This window comes from Photorhabdus cinerea, from assembly GCF_011189575.1.
In the GTDB taxonomy this organism is placed as follows: Bacteria; Pseudomonadota; Gammaproteobacteria; order Enterobacterales; family Enterobacteriaceae; genus Photorhabdus; species Photorhabdus cinerea.
On sequence record NZ_PUJW01000007.1, the window covers coordinates 56,950 to 75,177 of the forward strand.

Consider the following 18,228-nt stretch of genomic DNA (forward strand, 5'->3'; position numbering starts at 1 on the left):
GCAAGTCACCTATTTATCCCAACGCCACAAGGCGCTCATACCAGGGCGTAAGCCTTCAACCGGCTGTAAGGGGAACAAACGAACTTCAAAGGTTCTTAGGTCAAAATCACCGGTTGCACGAGTCGCGCGTTTGGTTGCGTAATCTCCCATCGGGGCGATATAACGTATTTCTGCTTCAATCTCTTTATCACCCAGTGCAGGAACACGGAGTTTAACTTTATCCCCTTTGCGCACTTTCGCCAGAATGTCTTCCCGCAAGTTATAAATAAAATAGGCTTCCGAGACACGAACTAATGTCACCAGCGGGCTGTTGGCATTAAATAATTCACCCACTTCTGCCGGAATCGGCCCAACCTCACCCTCGACTGGCGCTTTAACCTGTAAATCCTCTTTCTGGGTTTGTAACTCAATGAGTTGCTGTTCAGCCTGACGCAGAGCCGCCGCATATTTCTGGCGTAGCTCAATCCGGTCACCATGCATACCTTCATCTAACGCAGCTTTTGCTCCCTGCATTTTTTGATAGGAAACATCCCTGCTTCTGCGGGCGTTATCCAATTCATTGCGTGAAACATAACCTTTAGACGCGATGTTCTGAATACGGTTATATTCACGTACCGCATTATCATATTCAGCCTGAGCCTGTGCCAAACCCGCTTCCAGATTCCGGAGACTTTCTTCACGCGTACCATGCAGAGATTGCTCTAACTGGGCTTTAGCCTGATCACGGGCAGCTTCCAATGAGGCGACTTGAGCCAGTAATTCAGGGCTTTCAAGCGTGATCAGCAGCTGACCAGTTTTGACATCATCTCCCCGCTCGACGTGGCGCACGATCACCCGGCCTTTGGCTTTAGATGCCACAATCACTTCCGGCGCATCAACTTCACCTTGCAACAATAAATATTGGTTATGAGAACGAAATAACACAGCCATTGCTGTGAGCAAGATAACCAGTAAGATCGTAAAAAGTGTTCTTTTTTTCATTATGTCTTACACACCCAAAATTGCTCAACCTGAAACTAATAGCATCTTCACATTATTCTGTAGAAAATTTCTTATATATTTGTGCGTATAATCACTGACGTAAAGAATAAGTCTTTATAATAGTGTAGTGGTTTATGATTCTTGTCAAATATTGAACTACTTGAAATAAACTTTTGATAATCTTATTTAGCTATTTCTGTAAACTAGCAACATTCACCATCCTGCCGGAAAAACCATGTACGAATTTAACCTTGTGTTGTTATTACTACAGCAGATGTGCGTCTATTTGGTGATCGCCTGGCTGCTAAGTAAAACACCTCTGTTTATTCCACTGTTACAAGTTACAGTGCGTTTACCTCATAAATTGCTGTGCTATGTCATTTTCTCCATTTTCTGCATTATGGGGACTTATTTTGGTCTGCATATCGGTGATTCCATTGCCAATACCCGTGCTATTGGCGCTGTGCTTGGCGGACTTCTGGGCGGACCAGGCGTCGGTGCTTTGGTTGGCTTAACCGGAGGGCTGCACCGCTATTCTCTGGGCGGGATGACCGCTTTCAGTTGTATGATATCAACCATTGTTGAAGGTTTAATCGGTGGCATTATTCACAGCTATCTGATGAAACGTGGTCAAATAAACCGTCTAATTAATCCCTGGACAGCCGCTATCGTCACGTTTTGCGCTGAAATGATACAGATGGGCATCTTACTGCTACTTGCCCGCCCATACAGTGAAGCATTAGCGTTGGTAAAAAATATCGCCTCCCCGATGATTGTAACCAATAGTATTGGTTCAGCCATGTTCATGCGTATCTTGCTTGACCGGCGTGCCATATTTGAAAAATATACCAGTGCATTTTCTGCTCAGGCACTGAAAATCGCTGTCTATACTGAGGGTATTTTGCGAAAAGGATTTAATGAAAATAACAGTATGCGGGTAGCAAAAGTTATTTATCAGCAACTGGAAATTGGAGCCGTCGCCATTACAGACAGGGAAAAACTGCTGGCGTTTATCGGTATCGGTTCAGATCATCACCTTCCTGGAACACCTATTTCCTCAGAGCACTCCCGCCGGGCGATTGAAAATAATGAAGTGGTTTATGCCGATGGCAATGAAATACCTTACCGTTGTTCAATCAATCCAGCTTGCAAACTAGGCTCCACCCTGGTCATTCCACTACGGGGAGAAAATCAGCAAGTTATCGGAGCAATTAAACTTTACGAAGCCAAAAACCGTCTATTTAGCTCAATCAATCGCACCTTGGGGGAAAGTATTGCCAGCCTGTTATCTGCCCAAATCCTCGCCGGACAATATGAACGTAACAAACAATCACTGCTCCAGTCAGAGATTAAGCTGCTTCACGCGCAAGTGAATCCTCACTTTTTATTTAATGCCTTAAATACCCTGCAAGCAGTGATCCGACGGGACAGTCATCAGGCTGGTCAGTTAGTACAATATATCTCAACCTTCTTCCGTAAAAACTTGAAACGGTCAGAAGAGATTGTCACTCTGTCTGATGAAATAGAGCATGTGAATGCTTACTTACAAATTGAGAAGGCCCGTTTCCGTGATCACCTGCAAATAACTATTGAACTGCCGGAATCTCTGCTTCACGCAAAACTGCCTGCTTTTTCCCTCCAACCAATAGTAGAAAATGCGATCAAACACGGCACCTCACAATTACTGGAAACCGGTAGGATTACCATCCGGGCTTATCAACAGGATCGATTGCTGATATTGGAAGTGGAAGATAATGCGGGTCTTTATAAGTCAGTTTCTATGGGGGATGGACTAGGAATGAGCCTAGTGGATAAACGGCTGCGACTTCGCTATGGTGAAAATTATGGTGTGCAAATAGATTGCCAGCCAGAACAATTTACCCGCGTAATTTTATGTTTACCATTAAATAAAGAGGCTGATAAAACTGTGTGAGCATGAATATATTAATTGTTGATGACGAACCGCTAGCGCGAGAAAACCTGCGTTGTTTGTTGGAAGAAGAGCGGGATATCCAAATTATTGGCGAATGCTCTAACGCCGTTGAGGCTATTGGGGCCATACATCGCCTGAAACCGGATGTTGTGTTTTTGGATATCCAGATGCCACGTATCACCGGATTAGAAATGGTAGGTATGCTCGATCCAGAGCACCGCCCCTATATCGTTTTCCTGACCGCATTTGATGAATATGCAATACAAGCGTTTGAAGAGCACGCATTTGATTATTTATTAAAACCACTGGAAAAAAACCGTCTGACCAAAACTTTACAACGATTGCGACAAGGACATCAGAAACAGGATATTTCCATACTGAAAGCAGAAGAGCTGCTGAAATATATCCCATGCACAGGCCACAGCCGGATCTGGCTGGTTCAACAGGATGAGGTACTTTATGTCACTTCCCGCCCAAGCGGAGTCTATGTTATGTGTACCAACGGGCAAGAAGGATTCACTGAACTGACGCTTCGTACACTGGAAACCCGTACACCGCTGATGAGAAATCATCGTCAATATTTGGTCAATATGACCCATCTGCGCGAAATCCTGTTTGGTGATAACGGACAAGCCGAACTGATTTTACGTAATGGTCAAACTATTCCTGTCAGCCGCCGCTATCTGAAACCGCTGAAAGAGGCATTAGGCTTGAAGTAATGCGTGATACTCATCACATCTTCAGCAGGTTAGTAAATTTCAACTCACCGCTTACCTGCTGAATCTAACCACTTAACTCGCCATACAACCACTCACTCAGACTATCCCTTACGACTTCATTTAACAGTGACAAGATGGGAATAAAAAATTATAGCCCTCAGGAGAAGAGAAATGCAGCACGCTCTCACATTTGTTATTGCGACGTTGTGTATCCTAGTTATCTGCTACCGCTTGTACGGCGTATTCTTCGTTAAGAAAGTATTGAAAGCTGATGACAGTGAAGTGACACCTTCGCATTTACTGGAAGACGGCAAAGATTATGTTCCCACGAAAAAATGGGTGAATTTCGGTAGCCACTTCGCAGCAATCGCAGCCGCAGGGCCTCTGGTTGGCCCAGTATTAGCCGCTCAATATGGTTATCTGCCCAGTATGTTATGGCTATTAATCGGCTGTGTCATCGGCGGTGCTGTACACGATACTGTTGTTCTATTCGCTTCAATGAAACATCGCGGTAAATCTCTGTCAGAAGTTGCCAAAGCAGAACTTGGCCCGGTTGCGGGCTGGTGTACCGGCCTTGCAATGTTGTTCATCATCACGATTACCATGGCAGGTCTGTCTATGGTGGTGGTTCACGCATTAGAACGTAACCCCTGGGGAACATTTGCAGTATTTATGACCATCCCGGTAGCCATCGGGGTCGGCCTGTGGGAACGCTTTACCGGCAATATGCGCGGAGCAACCTGGGTAGGCATTATCACCATTATGGCTTGTGTGCTCATCGGCCCTTATATTCAGGAATCTGCTTTCGGTGAATGGCTGAGTCTGCGAACATCCACCGTCAGCATGGCACTGCCAATCTATGCATTTTTCGCAACCGCCCTGCCTGTCTGGATGCTACTGACCCCACGGGGCTATCTCTCCAGCTTTATGAAAATTGGTGTATTCGGTGCGCTGGTTGTGGGTGTGATCTTTATTAACCCAGAGATCCAATTCCCGGCAGTGACTGAATTTATTCATGGCAATGGCCCGGTGCTGGCTGGACCGGTATGGCCGTTTATCTCTATCACTATCGCTTGTGGTGCAATTTCTGGTTTCCACGCATTTATCGGTTCTGGTACGACACCAAAACAGATTGATAAGTGGAGTGATATTCTGCCAGTTGGCTTCGGCGCAATGCTGGCAGAATGTGTTGTTGGTGTAATGGCGCTGATCGCTGCGACATCCCTGTATCCTGCTGACTATTTCGCTATTAACTCCGCCCCGGAAGTCTTCGCCACATTGGGTATGGATGTTGTCCACCTGCCAACACTCAGTCAGGAAATTGGTCTGGATCTGTATGGCCGTACTGGTGGTGCAGTAACCCTAGCAGTGGGTATGGCGGATATCTTCACCCGTATCCCCTGGTTCAACCAATTGGCATCCTATTTCTTCCAGTTCGTCGTCATGTTCGAAGCAGTGTTTATCCTGACAGCTGTTGACTCTGGTACACGTGTTGCCCGCTATCTGCTGCAAGATTTTCTGGGCGATATCTGGGCACCACTGAAACGCCTCGACTGGTTGCCAGGTTCGGTCGGTTGCAGTATCGCTGCCTGTTTACTGTGGGGTTATCTGCTGAATTCCGGTGATATCAATTCAGTTTGGGCACTATTTGGTGTATCCAATCAACTGATGGCATCTATCGGCCTGATGATTGGTGCAACAATTATCCTGCGTCTGTCTGAAAAACGCTGGTATATGCTTACCTGTCTGATCCCGCTGACTTACCTGTATGTTACGGTAAACTACGCTGCTTATTGGATGGTGAAGCATGTTTATTTCAACTCCGCAGCAAAAGGTTTCAATATCTTCAACGGGACTATCTCCATTGTGATGGTTATCCTCGGCGTAGTGATTATGGTTTCTTCTATCATGCAATGGCTGAAACTATGGCGCGCACGTAGTGCAAACAATCCTGTCGGAGTACTGATTAACTGATTTTCCTTCATATAAACATCAAAAGCTGCTTCTTTGTGTAGAGCAGCTTTTTCTACTACAGAAATATTTACATCACATAATGAGTGTTCTTAAGGAATAGTTATGACTACATTAACTTGATTAAGAAAGTAACGAATACAATGATAACTAAAAGGAAAAATTCCCCAAGAAGACTGAACATACCACAATTGAAACACTCGGTAGATTGAAGTGCATTGGCAACAAAAACGGCTCCTGTAAAAAGGAGCCGTTTTATCATTCAAATATCAGTCAATTACTGCGCGTTGCTGTTGTTATAACGACGGCGTGGAGTAGATGAACCATTCTCATCGCTACGACCACGGAAATTGCTACGGCTTTGGCCTTCACCGCGACTTTCACCACCACGACCTTCTCCACTACGGCGTTCACCGCTGAAACGACGGCCACCACCGTTGAAATTCTCACGATCACGGCGAGGAGCATTGCCATTACTGTTACCGTTACGTGGGCCACCACGGCGTTCACGACGTTCAGATGGTTGCGCATCACCCATTAACTGCATATTCATTGGTTTATTCAGAATACGAGTACGGGTAAAGTGAGACAACAAGTCGCCTGGCATACCTTTTGGCAGCTCAATTGTAGAATGAGTTGCAAACAGTTTAATGTTACCAATATAACGGCTGCTGATATCGCCTTCGTTAGCAATCGCACCAACGATATGACGAACTTCAACACCATCATCACGACCCACTTCAATACGGTACAGCTCCATGTCACCAACATCACGGCGCTCACGGCGAGGACGATCACCACGTTGTTCACCTCGCTCACCACGATCATCGAAACTATTGCGGCGACGATCATCACGCTCGTTGAACTCACGACGAGGACGGCGAACCGGGTCTGGTGGCAGAATCAACGGACGCTCACCTTGTGCCATTTTCAACAACGCCGCTGCCAGAGTTTCTATATCCAAATCTTCCGCAGGTTGCAATTTGGACAACAGAGCACGGTACTGCTCCAGATCGCTGCTTTCCAGCTGTTGTTGCACATTGGCTGCAAATTTTTCCAGACGGCGCTGACTCAGCAACTCGGCATTCGGCAGTTCAACTTCAGGGATAGTCAACTTCATTGTACGTTCAACGTTACGTAACAGGCGGCGTTCACGGTTCTCTACAAACAGCAATGCACGGCCAGCACGTCCCGCACGACCTGTACGACCAATACGGTGAACATAAGATTCCGCATCCATTGGAATATCATAGTTAACAACCAAACTGATACGCTCAACATCCAGACCACGCGCTGCAACATCCGTTGCGATCAGAATATCCAAACGACCATCTTTCAGACGTTCCAGTGTCTGCTCACGCAGTGCCTGGTTCATATCACCGTTCAGGGCCGCACTATTGTAACCACTACGCTCCAGTGCTTCTGCCACTTCCAGCGTTGCATTTTTAGTACGCACGAAAATAATCGCAGCATCAAAATCTTCAGCTTCCAGGAAACGCACCAATGCTTCATTTTTACGCATACCGTAAACAGACCAATAGCTCTGGCTGATGTCAGGACGAGTAGTTACACTCGCCTGAATACGCACTTCCTGCGGATCGTTCATAAAACGGCGAGTAATACGGCGGATAGCTTCTGGCATAGTTGCAGAGAACAACGCAGTTTGGTGCTCTGCGGGGATCTGGCTCATGATGTTTTCAACATCTTCAATGAAGCCCATGCGCAGCATTTCGTCTGCTTCATCCAAAACCAAACCGCTCAGGTTAGAAAGATCCAAAGTACCACGCTTCAGATGGTCCAGAAGACGACCTGGTGTACCCACAACAATTTGTGGCCCCTGACGCAAAGCGCGTAATTGAACGTCATAACGTTGTCCACCATATAGTGCAACAACATTCACATTACGCATATGCTTAGAAAAATCTGCGCATGCTTCAGCTACCTGTACCGCCAGTTCACGGGTCGGTGCCAGCACAAGGATCTGCGGAGCTTTCAGCTCAGCATTAATGTTATGCAATAAAGGCAGGCTGAATGCCGCCGTTTTACCACTGCCGGTCTGGGCCATACCCAGCACATCACGACCATTTAATAAATGGGGGATACATTGTTGCTGGATTGGAGATGGCTTTTCATAGCCAAGATCTTCCAGTGCAGAAAGAATAGGTGCTGATAAACCCAGATCAGCAAAGGAGATTTCAGTTTCAGTGGTCATGTAATGGTGCCTCATTAGTTATGGCGGCCAGCCTACATAACGCATCGAAAAAAATTTCGGTCATTTTCATTTAAAATGTGAACTGGCTCAAAGTATGTAATTAAACGAACAAACAAGCCCTCATCGGTCAAGATGATGGACTTTGCAAATCGATCTCGAAATGTTCGTCAGCTATTGCTGGTCCGATTCTGATAGGTCGTCTTGTTCCTGGCCTAACAGCGCCAATTCCAACAATGCATAGCGGTGCTCAACAAAGTTATGTGCATTGTTAGCCACCGTCAGCTTGAATAACGCAGATGCGCTATCCTTGTCCCCCAGACTTAGGTAATGTTTACCTAAATAGAAGTCAGTTTCACTGAGATGCTCAGCGAGCGAAGTGTTATCCGTTGCATTCTCTTTCAAGCGATCCATCAATGTATATTCACTGATTTTGCCTAAATAGAATTCAACTATATTCCAGCCCCATTGCCCCCGGTTCGCTCTTTCATAGTGTTGCGACAAGTTTACCATCGCTCCTTTAGGATAAAATTCTTTTTCCACCAGGTATAACCACAACGAACGGAAGGGATCATTTGGATCGTCTTGATAAAACGCCTGCAGATCATCCTGCGCTAACTTATACCGGCCACCGTAATACAACGCGATGCCGCGGTTCAGACGCGCGTAATTGTAAGTTGGATCAAGCTCTAATACAGAATCAAACGCTTCATAGGCGGCATCAAAATTGCCAGCCTGCGTAAAGTAAATCCCCAGATAATTAAAAATCTCTGGAATATTAGGGCGAATAGATAAGGCAATAGAAAAATCATTCCGTGCCAAAGCCCTCAGCCCGAGACTATCATACAGCACACCTCTCTCATATAAAAGCTGTGCGTACTCATCTTCTGTCAATGACCGACTCGCGAGAATCTGTTCCATACGAGCCAGAATGACTTCCTGCTGCAATGAAGGTTGTAACGGAATAGCAAAAACTTCGTTTTTACGCCAATCCTTGCTGTTGCATCCTGTTAAAATAAGTATTGCTACAGCATAACACCAGCGCAGAAAAAAATTCATTTCCTACTCCCGAAAGTCAGACATTGATAAGAATGACCTATCACCCATCTTGCATTTATTGGGCCTCCTGCCCTTGAGTCTATTAAACGGCGCTTTTTTACAAGACACCGTTTATGACATCAAATTTATTCTGCTGATTGTGGTACCTGTGATGCTTCCTCAACAGTTGTACCCGCTGTTGCTTCTTTAATGCTCAAACGAACACGGCCCTGGCGATCAACTTCTAGTACTTTAACTGATACTTCCTGACTTACCTGCAAATAATCAGCCACTTTCTCAACACGTTTATCAGCAATCTGAGAAATATGTACCAGACCTTCTTTACCACCACCGATAGCAACAAATGCGCCGAAATCAACGATACGGGTTACTTTACCAGTGTAAACACGCCCAACTTCGATCTCCGCAGTAATTTCTTCAATACGGCTGATTGCATGTTTTGCTTTTTCGCCATCAGTTGCAGCAATCTTCACTGTACCATCATCTTCGATTTCAATAGTAGTACCGGTTTCTTCAGTCAGCGCACGGATAACTGAGCCACCTTTACCGATAACATCTTTGATCTTGTCAGGATTAATCTTGATAGTGTGAATGCGTGGTGCAAATTCAGAAATATCATTACGTGGGCAATGAATTGCCTGCTCCATTACACTCAGAATATGCAAACGTGCACCTTTTGCCTGATTCAAAGCAACTTGCATAATTTCGCGAGTGATACCTTCAATTTTGATATCCATTTGCAGAGCGCTAACACCTTCACGGCTACCAGCTACTTTAAAGTCCATGTCTCCCAAATGATCTTCATCACCCAGAATGTCAGACAGAACAACAAAGTTATCCCCTTCTTTCACCAGCCCCATTGCAATACCAGCAACAGCAGCTTTAATCGGTACACCTGCGTCCATCAGTGCAAGAGATGCACCACAAACAGATGCCATTGAAGATGAGCCGTTTGATTCAGTAATTTCAGAAACTACACGAACAGTATATGGGAATTCATTAGCTTTTGGCATAACTGCCAATACACCACGTTTAGCCAGACGGCCGTGACCAATTTCACGACGTTTTGGCGAACCAATCATACCTGTCTCACCAACAGAGTATGGAGGGAAGTTGTAGTGCAACAGGAAGCGATCTGTGCGTTCACCCATCAGCTCATCAATGATTTGCGCATCACGTTCTGTACCCAAAGTCGCAGTAACCAAAGCCTGGGTTTCACCACGAGTAAACAATGCAGAACCGTGGGTACGAGGCAGAACACCAGTACGTACGTCCAACGCACGAACCATATCCTTTTCACGACCATCAATACGTGGTTCACCACGTAAAACACGACTGCGAACAACATTTTTCTCTAAGCTACCTAAAATCTCATGGATTTCGGCTTCATCCAGAGTTTCATCCTGTTCCAACAATGCTGCTGAAACTTCATCTTTGATAGCATCAACTTGAGCATAACGCTCTTGTTTCTCAGTGATACGATAAGCATCACCCAGACGGCTTTCTGCCAATGCAGCGACCCGATCATGTAATTCTTGGTTAACAGGTTCTGGCGCCCAATCCCATTTTTCTTTGCCCGCTTCCGCAGCCAACGCATTAATGTTATCAATAACCACCTGTTGTTGATCATGACCAAACACCACCGCGCCCAGCATTTGTTCTTCAGTTAACAGATCTGCTTCAGATTCAACCATCAGTACAGCACCAGCAGTACCTGAAACCACTAGATCCAAACGGCTATTTTTCAGCTCATCACTGGTTGGGTTCAGTACATATTGATCATTGATATAACCAACACGAGCGGCGCCAATTGGGCCATTGAATGGAATACCAGAAAGTGCTAGTGCAGCAGAAGCACCAATCATTGCAACAATATCAGGGTTAACTTGTGGATTAACAGAAACAACAGTTGCTACGATCTGAACCTCGTTCAGGAAACCTTCTGGGAATAGAGGGCGCAGAGGACGATCAATCAAACGAGCTACCAACGTTTCACCTTCTCCCGGGCGGCCTTCACGACGGAAGAAACTACCTGGAATACGGCCAGCAGCGTAAGTACGCTCCTGATAGTTAACAGTCAGTGGAAAGAAATCCTGACCAGCTTTTGCTTTTTTCTGACCAACAACAGTGACGAATACAGCAGTGTCATCCATATTTACCATAACAGCAGCTGTGGCCTGGCGAGCCATCATACCTGTTTCGATAGTAACGGTATGTTGACCATATTGAAATTTACGAACAATCGGACTCAGCAAAATAATATCCTTTCGTTAACGTTGCCTTTTATATGTTAGCAGGCAACAATGAATGATCTCTTCATGCCACATCCTCGCGACTAATGACAGAACTTACTCCCTTAAGCACTCTCATTAGCCGCGCGAACCTCTGTAACCGAAGAGCCTTACCAAAAACCACCATCAGCATTCTTATGCTGCTACATAATGATGGTTTTTCAGAAGAAAAGGGGCCATATATGGCCCCTTTCCGCTGAAACTTGCTTGATTAGCGACGCAGGCCGAGACGCCCAATCAGCACAGTGTAACTTGTCACATTTTTACGCTTCAGATAGTCCAGCAATTTGCGGCGCTGAGAAACCATGCGCAGCAGACCACGACGGCTATGGTGATCTTTTTTATGCTCTGAAAAATGGCCTTGCAAGTGATTAATCTGCGCAGTCAGCAGAGCAATCTGTACTTCACTAGAACCACTGTCATTCGCATCACGACCAAATTCCGCAATAATTTGCGCTTTTGCTTCAGTACTTAGAGACATATTACAACTCCAAAAAAATATATAAATTAAAATCACGGGTGCCGATCTCTAATTCAGCCGCCCAACATATAGCTGCGCCATTCTACGCCGCAAATAAGTTAAGCGCAAGATGACCCCAAATACCCTAGTCCCTGCTTTCAACAACCAAACGACGGGGAGCAACAAGCCCATCATCATTAATAGCAGCAATGCCGATGAATTTCCGTTCATCACCTTCAGTTACGCGTACCATACTTTCAACTAGAGCCAAAGATTTGGCACTTCGCACTGCTTGGCCTTGTTTAAAATAAGACGCAACGACTGGAAGTAAATTAACTTCAGGAAAATGAGCAACTGCACTATCCATTGGCAATAACAATGGATCAATTAATTCGCCCACAGGTATTTCCCGATCTTCGGCCTGCTTTTGCAATTCATATAATTGCTCAAGTGTCACCATTCGATCATTTGGGTAATTCGCTACCTGCAAACGGCGTAAATAAATAACGTGAGCACCACAACCTAATAACTCGCCTAAGTCATCAATAATGGTACGAATATAAGTTCCTTTCGAGCAGTGTATCTCCAATTCCAGCTCATCCTCTTCCCAACGGATAAACTGTAATTCATAAACCGTAATTGGCCGAGCTTCTCGTTCTACTTCAATACCCTGACGGGCATATTCATACAATGGTTTTCCCTGATGTTTCAGTGCAGAATACATAGAGGGAATTTGCATGGTATTACCACGGAATTTATTCAAAGCATCATCAAGCTGAGCTTGATCTAGCTGAATTGCTCTCTCACTAATGATCTGCCCATGTGAATCAGATGTGTCAGTTCGCTGACCAAGACGAGCCACTGCCCGGTAACGCTTGTCGGAATCAAGTAAGAACTGGGAGAATTTAGTCGCTTCACCGAGACAAACCGGTAGCATACCCGTTGCCAATGGGTCCAACGCACCAGTGTGGCCAGCTTTGCTGGCATTAAAAATACGTTTTACTTTTTGCAGTGCATCATTAGAAGAAATATCTTGCGGCTTATCCAGTAACAGCACACCATGTATATCACGACCGCGACGACGACGCCCCATTAGTTCTCCTCTTTGCGATCCGCAGAAGCCCGACGCTGTTCATCATCCTTCACGACATTAGTGACCAGATTAGACATTCTCATCCCCTCTACTAGGGAATTATCGTAGGAAAATGTCAATTCCGGTACAACACGCAAACGCATTGCTTTACCCAACAGAGAACGTATAAAACCAGATGCTTCATTCAATGCCTTAATACCGTTTTTCACCACATCAGAATCATGCTCTTCAGTCAGCACATTTAGAAAAGTGACGAAAACTTTGGCATAAGCCAAATCACGTGAAACTTCAACACCAGAAACAGTTGCCATACCGATCCGTGGATCTTTTACTTCTCGCTGCAAAATGATGGCAATTTCTTTTTGCATTTCCTGTGCAACACGCTGAGTACGACTGAATTCTCTTGCCATTGTTGTATCTCCTGACATTGGGGGGCATAAGCCCCCCAACAATGAAATTAACCAGCGGTAGGAATTAAGCGATAGAACGTTTAACTTCAATTATTTCAAATACTTCTATCATGTCACCGACACGAACGTCATTGTAGTTCTTAACACCAATACCACATTCCATACCATTACGAACTTCGTTAACGTCATCCTTAAAGCGGCGCAGGGATTCCAGCTCACCTTCGTAGATCACCACGTTATCACGCAGTACGCGAATTGGGTTATTACGCTTAATAGTACCTTCAGTCACCATACAACCGGCTATCGCACCGAATTTGGGTGACTTAAACACATCGCGAACTTCTGCTAAGCCCATGATCTGCTGTTTATATTCAGGTGACAACATACCACTCATCGCCTGTTTAACTTCATCAATCAGGCTATAAATGACAGAATAATAACGCAGATCCAGGTTTTCATTTTCAACGACACGGCGCGCAGAAGCATCGGCCCGAACGTTGAAACCTAGAATAATTGCATTAGAAGCAGCAGCCAGTGTAGCGTCAGTTTCTGTAATACCGCCTACACCAGAACCAATAATTTTTACTTTCACTTCATTGGTAGACAGTTGTTCCAATGCTTCGCGAATCGCTTCACATGACCCCTGAACGTCAGATTTCAGAACGATATTCAGCTCAGAAACCTCACCTTCTTCCATGTTAGCAAACATGTTTTCCAGTTTAGATTTCTGTTGACGAGCCAGCTTAACTTCACGGAATTTACCCTGACGATAAAGAGCCACTTCACGGGCTTTTTTCTCGTCACGTACAACGGTTGCTTCATCACCAGCCGCAGGTACGTTGGACAAGCCAAGGATTTCCACTGGAATAGATGGGCCCGCAGAGAATACTTCACGACCCAGTTCATCGCGCATTGCGCGAACTCGTCCATATTCAAAACCACAAAGTACGATATCGCCTTTATTTAAAGTACCTTCTTGAACTAGTACTGTTGCAACTGGGCCACGACCTTTATCTAGGAATGATTCGATGACAACGCCGCTAGCCATACCAGAACGAACAGCGTTCAGTTCAAGAACTTCAGCCTGCAATAAGATTGCGTCTAGCAGCTCATCAATACCGATACCGGCTTTAGCAGATACATTGATAAACTGAGTTTCACCTCCCCACTCTTCAGGCTGAACACCATGCTGAGAAAGCTCGCTTTTCACACGATCTGGATCAGCTTCTGGTTTATCGATTTTGTTAACCGCAACAACCACAGGAACATTCGCTGCTTTTGCGTGCTGGATAGCTTCAATCGTCTGAGGCATCACACCATCATCAGCAGCAACAACCAGAACCACGATGTCAGTAGCTTTCGCACCACGTGCACGCATTGAAGTAAATGCAGCATGCCCCGGAGTATCCAGGAAAGTAATCATGCCACTTTCAGTCTCAACGTGGTAAGCACCGATATGCTGGGTAATCCCGCCGGCTTCACCAGAAGCAACCTTCGTAGAACGAATGTAATCCAGAAGAGAAGTTTTACCGTGGTCAACATGCCCCATGATGGTAACAACCGGTGCTCGAGGTTCAGCGACAGCTTCACCTGTATCACGATCGCTCATCAGCGCTTCTTCCAGCTCATTCTCACGACGCAGGATGACCTTATGGCCCATTTCTTCAGCAACCAGTTGTGCAGTTTCCTGATCAATCACCTGGTTGATAGTTGCCATTGCACCCATTTTCATCATGGCTTTGATGACCTGAGAACCTTTAACAGCCATTTTGTTAGCCAACTCAGCAACAGTAATCGTTTCACCAATCACAACATCACGGTTAACGGCTGCTACAGGCTTGTTGAAACTCTGTTGTAATGTACTGGTTTTGCGCTGCTTGCCTTTTGTACGGCCAACTGCACGGGCTTCCTCGCGATCTGCTTTGGATTCTGAATGTTTATTATTTTTCTTCTGACGGGTAGTTTTACCACTACGGCTACGAGCACGACGATCACCTTCAACTTTGGCATCGTTTTCATCCTCAGCAGCACGGGCGTGGCGAGAGGTAGTCACATGATAATCATCGTTATCGCTGGAATCTGAATCACTTGACCATTTATCCTGATTCTCCTCAGCCATACGACGAGCTTCCTCAGCAACACGTTTAGCTTCCTCTTCTACCTTACGGCGCATCTCTTCTTCTGCTTTACGCTTAAGATCAGCAGCTTCTGCTTCGCGACGCGCTTTTTCATTTTGAGCTGTTTTATCAGTCTGAGCTGGTTTTTGTCTATGTTCGGTATGTTGATTGGTCACTTTTTCATTTTCCGCTGCCTGGCGTTTAGCTTTTTCAGCTGCTTCACGTTTGGCGTTTTCTTCTGCCTCACGTTTAGCCTGATCTTCAGCAAGTTTCTTCGCTGCTATTTCGGCTTCGCGTTGCGCTTTTTCTTCTGCTTCACGCCGTGCTTGCTCTTCCGCTTCACGCTTCGCTTGTTCTTCCGCTTTAGCCTGTTCAATTGCATCGCGGTTCACATATGTGCGCTTTTTGCGGACCTCAACGGCTACCGGTTTGCTTTTACCATCGGTGCCTGAAACATTTAGTGTACTACGTGTTTTACGCTGTAATGTTAGTTTATCGGGTTTACCAGCTGAACCACCTTGCTCACGATTCAAATGTGCCAGTAAAGCTTCTTTTTCTTTCTGAGAGACAAAATCAGCTTCGGTTTTTTTAATCCCTGCATCAGCAAATTGCTGTACCAGACGATCAACCGAAGTCTGGATCTCTTCTGCCAGTGATTTTACGGTTACATCTGTCATGCTGTTCCTTCCTGCTACAGTTTATTACGCATCATCGCCAAACCAACAAATATTACGGGCAGCCATGATGAGCTCGCCTGCTTTCTCATCATTCAAACCTTCAATATCAGATAGGTCGTCGATACCCTGCTCGGCAAGATCTTCCAGCGTACAGATGCCACAGGCAGCTAGGTCAAATGCCAAAGTGCGGTTCATGCCAGTCAGATTTAACAACTCTTCAGTTGGTTGTTTATCACTGAGGCTTTCTTTCTGAGCCAGTTCCAGAGTAGTTAAAGCAGCTTTCGCACGTTCACGCAGGACTTCGATAGTTTCCTCATCAAGGCCCTCAATTTCCAGAAGCTCATTGATTGGTACATAGGCCAATTCTTCCAGAGTTGAGAAACCTTCTTCGACCAGAACAGTAGCGAATTCTTCATCAATATCGAGATGCTTAGTGAATGTATCAATAGAAGCGTGAGCTTCTGCCTGATGTTTTGCTTGCAGCTCCTCAGCAGTCATGACATTCAATTCCCACTTGTCATCACCACGGTGTTTTTTCAGCAACTGCGCAGCCAGGCGTACGTTTTGACCATTACGACCAATAGCCTGAGCTAAGTTGTTGCTTTCAACGGCAACATCCATCGTGCACTTATCTTCATCAACAACAATAGATGCAACATCAGCCGGAGCCATAGCATTAATAACGAATTGAGCAGGGTTATCATCCCACAATACAATATCAATTCGTTCGCCGCCCAGCTCGCTGGAAACGGCTTGTACCCGCGCGCCACGCATACCAACGCAAGCACCAACTGGATCGATACGCTTGTCATTAGTTTTTACTGCGATCTTAGCGCGGGAACCCGGATCACGGGCGGCAGCTTTAATTTCGATAAGCTCCTCACCAATTTCCGGAACCTCGATACGGAACAGTTCAACCAGCATTTCCGGACGGGAACGGCTGACAAACAATTGCGCACCTCGTGCTTCAGGGCGAACATCATACAGTACACCACGCACGCGGTCACCTGGACGGAAATTTTCCCTTGGTAACATATCTTCGCGAAGGATAACTGCTTCAGCATTATTGCCCAAATCAAGAGTGATATTCTCACGATTTACTTTTTTAACCACACTGGTGATGATCTCACCTTGCTGCTCACGAAACTGGTCAACAACCATAGCGCGTTCAGCTTCACGTACTTTCTGTACGATAACCTGTTTAGCCGTTTGTGTTGTAATACGATCAAATGTTACTGATTCAATTTGATCTTCGGTATAACTACCCAAATCAATTTCAGGCTCTTCAAATCTAGCCGCTTCCAGCGTAATTTCACGAGTCGGCTGAGTTACCTCTTCAACAATTAACCAACGGCGGAAAGTATCAAAATCGCCAGATTTACGATCAATACTGACACGAACATCAATATCTTGTTCATATTTTTTCTTGGTGGCTGTGGCCAGTGCTGTTTCCAGCGCCTCGAAGATTTTTTCGCGTGGAAGGGATTTTTCGTTGGAAACCGCTTCCACAACAGCCAGAATTTCTTTATTCATCCTAGTTGCCTCATCCGAACTTTAAAAGTGGGGTACCAGGTTCGCTTTCTGGATGTTGCTCAGTGCGAACACTTCATCTTTTCCATCCACCGTAACCGTGATCATTTCTCCGTCGACAGTTTTGATAATGCCCAGCCATTTCCGACGGTTTTGCATTGCTATACGTAAAACCAGACTGACTTCCTCACCAATAAAACGCTGGTAATGTTCAGCAGTGAACAACGGGCGCTCCAAGCCAGGTGAAGAAATTTCCAAGTTATAAAGCGCTGAGATAGGATCTTCGACATCTAATACCGCACTGACCTGGTGGCTAACATCAGCACAATCATCAACAGTGATACCATTCTCACTATCAATATAGATCCGCAGTGTAGAAACACGCGCACGAATAAACTCTAAGCCAACTAATTCAAAGCCTAAAGCTTCAACTGGTGCTGAAATCATCGCTGTTAATTTTTGTTCTAATGTGGACAAGCCCACCCCCAAGACATAAAAAAAGGGCTTATTAGCCCAGTAGTTCTGTTGTCAAATAACAAAAAACCCCGAAATTCGGGGCTTTATGCAACTGGACCCTGTTTGCTGCCAGCGGCTTCAACCACCCATTCCATGCACCCTTCGAATCAGGACCAATATCTTAAATATTGCTGAATTATTTCATTCAAAAAGGTGCATCTTATTTAGAAGTGGTTGCGGGAGCCGGATTTGAACCGACGACCTTCGGGTTATGAGCCCGACGAGCTACCATGCTGCTCCATCCCGCGTTCGAAAACGTGGC

Annotated in this window: 14 protein-coding genes and 1 tRNA gene; 3 read left to right on the plus strand and 12 right to left on the minus strand. The window is 45.5% G+C overall.

The annotated features are described in order from the left end of the window. Positions 1-9: 9 nt before the first annotated feature. Positions 10-981 (minus strand): HlyD family secretion protein, encoded by a 972-nt coding sequence (locus C5469_RS08365; RefSeq protein ID WP_166304846.1) that lies wholly within the window; start codon positions 979-981, stop codon positions 10-12. A 235-nt stretch (positions 982-1,216) separates the two neighbouring features. Between C5469_RS08365 and C5469_RS08370 the strand changes: the two genes are divergently transcribed. The 3 genes from C5469_RS08370 (at position 1,217) to C5469_RS08380 (ending at position 5,607) form a co-directional block, all read left to right on the plus strand. Further along, complete coding sequence (locus C5469_RS08370) at positions 1,217-2,914, plus strand: sensor histidine kinase (protein WP_166304849.1); 1,698 nt, start codon at positions 1,217-1,219, stop codon at positions 2,912-2,914. A gap of 2 nt (positions 2,915-2,916) precedes the next feature. Next, positions 2,917-3,633 carry a two-component system response regulator BtsR gene (btsR, locus tag C5469_RS08375; RefSeq protein WP_166304853.1) on the plus strand — a complete coding sequence of 239 codons (717 nt, stop codon included), beginning with the start codon at positions 2,917-2,919 and terminating at the stop codon, positions 3,631-3,633. Between the two features lie 171 nt (positions 3,634-3,804). Beyond that, the gene (locus C5469_RS08380; protein WP_166304856.1) at positions 3,805-5,607 is read left to right on the plus strand and encodes a carbon starvation CstA family protein; all 1,803 of its coding nucleotides are present in this window, start codon (positions 3,805-3,807) and stop codon (positions 5,605-5,607) included. Between the two features lie 274 nt (positions 5,608-5,881). On the opposite strand, the gene C5469_RS08385 is transcribed toward C5469_RS08380, so the two are convergent. From C5469_RS08385 to C5469_RS08435, 11 genes are all read right to left on the minus strand, one after another. Continuing rightward, on the minus strand, positions 5,882-7,816 hold the full coding sequence (locus C5469_RS08385) for a DEAD/DEAH family ATP-dependent RNA helicase (protein ID WP_166304859.1): 1,935 nt from the start codon (positions 7,814-7,816) through the stop codon (positions 5,882-5,884). Beyond that, the gene (yrbN, locus tag C5469_RS24440; RefSeq protein ID WP_105394837.1) at positions 7,806-7,886 is read right to left on the minus strand and encodes a protein YrbN; all 81 of its coding nucleotides are present in this window, start codon (positions 7,884-7,886) and stop codon (positions 7,806-7,808) included. The genes C5469_RS08385 and yrbN overlap by 11 nt, the downstream gene beginning before the upstream one ends. A 101-nt stretch (positions 7,887-7,987) precedes the next feature. Continuing rightward, the gene (gene nlpI, locus C5469_RS08395; RefSeq protein ID WP_166304862.1) at positions 7,988-8,872 is read right to left on the minus strand and encodes a lipoprotein NlpI; all 885 of its coding nucleotides are present in this window, start codon (positions 8,870-8,872) and stop codon (positions 7,988-7,990) included. A 125-nt stretch (positions 8,873-8,997) separates the two neighbouring features. After that, the gene (gene pnp, locus C5469_RS08400; RefSeq protein WP_166304865.1) at positions 8,998-11,127 is read right to left on the minus strand and encodes a polyribonucleotide nucleotidyltransferase; all 2,130 of its coding nucleotides are present in this window, start codon (positions 11,125-11,127) and stop codon (positions 8,998-9,000) included. A gap of 247 nt (positions 11,128-11,374) precedes the next feature. Continuing rightward, complete coding sequence (gene rpsO, locus C5469_RS08405; RefSeq protein WP_166304868.1) at positions 11,375-11,644, minus strand: 30S ribosomal protein S15; 270 nt, start codon at positions 11,642-11,644, stop codon at positions 11,375-11,377. 124 nt (positions 11,645-11,768) lie between these two features. After that, positions 11,769-12,716 (minus strand): tRNA pseudouridine(55) synthase TruB, encoded by a 948-nt coding sequence (truB, locus tag C5469_RS08410; protein ID WP_166304871.1) that lies wholly within the window; start codon positions 12,714-12,716, stop codon positions 11,769-11,771. Next, positions 12,716-13,126: a 30S ribosome-binding factor RbfA gene (gene rbfA, locus C5469_RS08415; protein ID WP_054480212.1), complete on the minus strand. Its 411-nt coding sequence runs from the start codon at positions 13,124-13,126 to the stop codon at positions 12,716-12,718. Before rbfA ends, truB begins: the two co-directional genes overlap by 1 nt. A 64-nt stretch (positions 13,127-13,190) precedes the next feature. Then, complete coding sequence (gene infB / locus C5469_RS08420) at positions 13,191-15,920, minus strand: translation initiation factor IF-2 (RefSeq protein ID WP_166304874.1); 2,730 nt, start codon at positions 15,918-15,920, stop codon at positions 13,191-13,193. Positions 15,921-15,944: 24 nt separating this feature from the next. After that, positions 15,945-17,453, minus strand: coding sequence for a transcription termination factor NusA (gene nusA, locus C5469_RS08425; protein WP_166304877.1), 1,509 nt, complete (start codon positions 17,451-17,453; stop codon positions 15,945-15,947). Between the two features lie 21 nt (positions 17,454-17,474). Next, on the minus strand, positions 17,475-17,927 hold the full coding sequence (gene rimP / locus C5469_RS08430) for a ribosome maturation factor RimP (RefSeq protein WP_166304880.1): 453 nt from the start codon (positions 17,925-17,927) through the stop codon (positions 17,475-17,477). A gap of 210 nt (positions 17,928-18,137) precedes the next feature. Next, a tRNA-Met gene (locus C5469_RS08435) sits at positions 18,138-18,214 on the minus strand. Positions 18,215-18,228 lie beyond the last annotated feature (14 nt).

Coding starts and splice junctions, on each gene's coding strand:
- rbfA (WP_054480212.1), bottom strand. CDS start 13,126: ATGGCAAGAGAATTCAGTCGTACTCAGCGTGTTGCACAGGAAATGCAA.
- C5469_RS08365 (WP_166304846.1), bottom strand. CDS start 981: ATGAAAAAAAGAACACTTTTTACGATCTTACTGGTTATCTTGCTCACA.
- C5469_RS08370 (WP_166304849.1), top strand. CDS start 1,217: ATGTACGAATTTAACCTTGTGTTGTTATTACTACAGCAGATGTGCGTC.
- C5469_RS08385 (WP_166304859.1), bottom strand. CDS start 7,816: ATGACCACTGAAACTGAAATCTCCTTTGCTGATCTGGGTTTATCAGCA.
- rpsO (WP_166304868.1), bottom strand. CDS start 11,644: ATGTCTCTAAGTACTGAAGCAAAAGCGCAAATTATTGCGGAATTTGGT.
- C5469_RS08380 (WP_166304856.1), top strand. CDS start 3,805: ATGCAGCACGCTCTCACATTTGTTATTGCGACGTTGTGTATCCTAGTT.
- nlpI (WP_166304862.1), bottom strand. CDS start 8,872: ATGAATTTTTTTCTGCGCTGGTGTTATGCTGTAGCAATACTTATTTTA.
- yrbN (WP_105394837.1), bottom strand. CDS start 7,886: ATGAAAATGACCGAAATTTTTTTCGATGCGTTATGTAGGCTGGCCGCC.
- btsR (WP_166304853.1), top strand. CDS start 2,917: ATGAATATATTAATTGTTGATGACGAACCGCTAGCGCGAGAAAACCTG.
- nusA (WP_166304877.1), bottom strand. CDS start 17,453: ATGAATAAAGAAATTCTGGCTGTTGTGGAAGCGGTTTCCAACGAAAAA.
- infB (WP_166304874.1), bottom strand. CDS start 15,920: ATGACAGATGTAACCGTAAAATCACTGGCAGAAGAGATCCAGACTTCG.
- truB (WP_166304871.1), bottom strand. CDS start 12,716: ATGGGGCGTCGTCGTCGCGGTCGTGATATACATGGTGTGCTGTTACTG.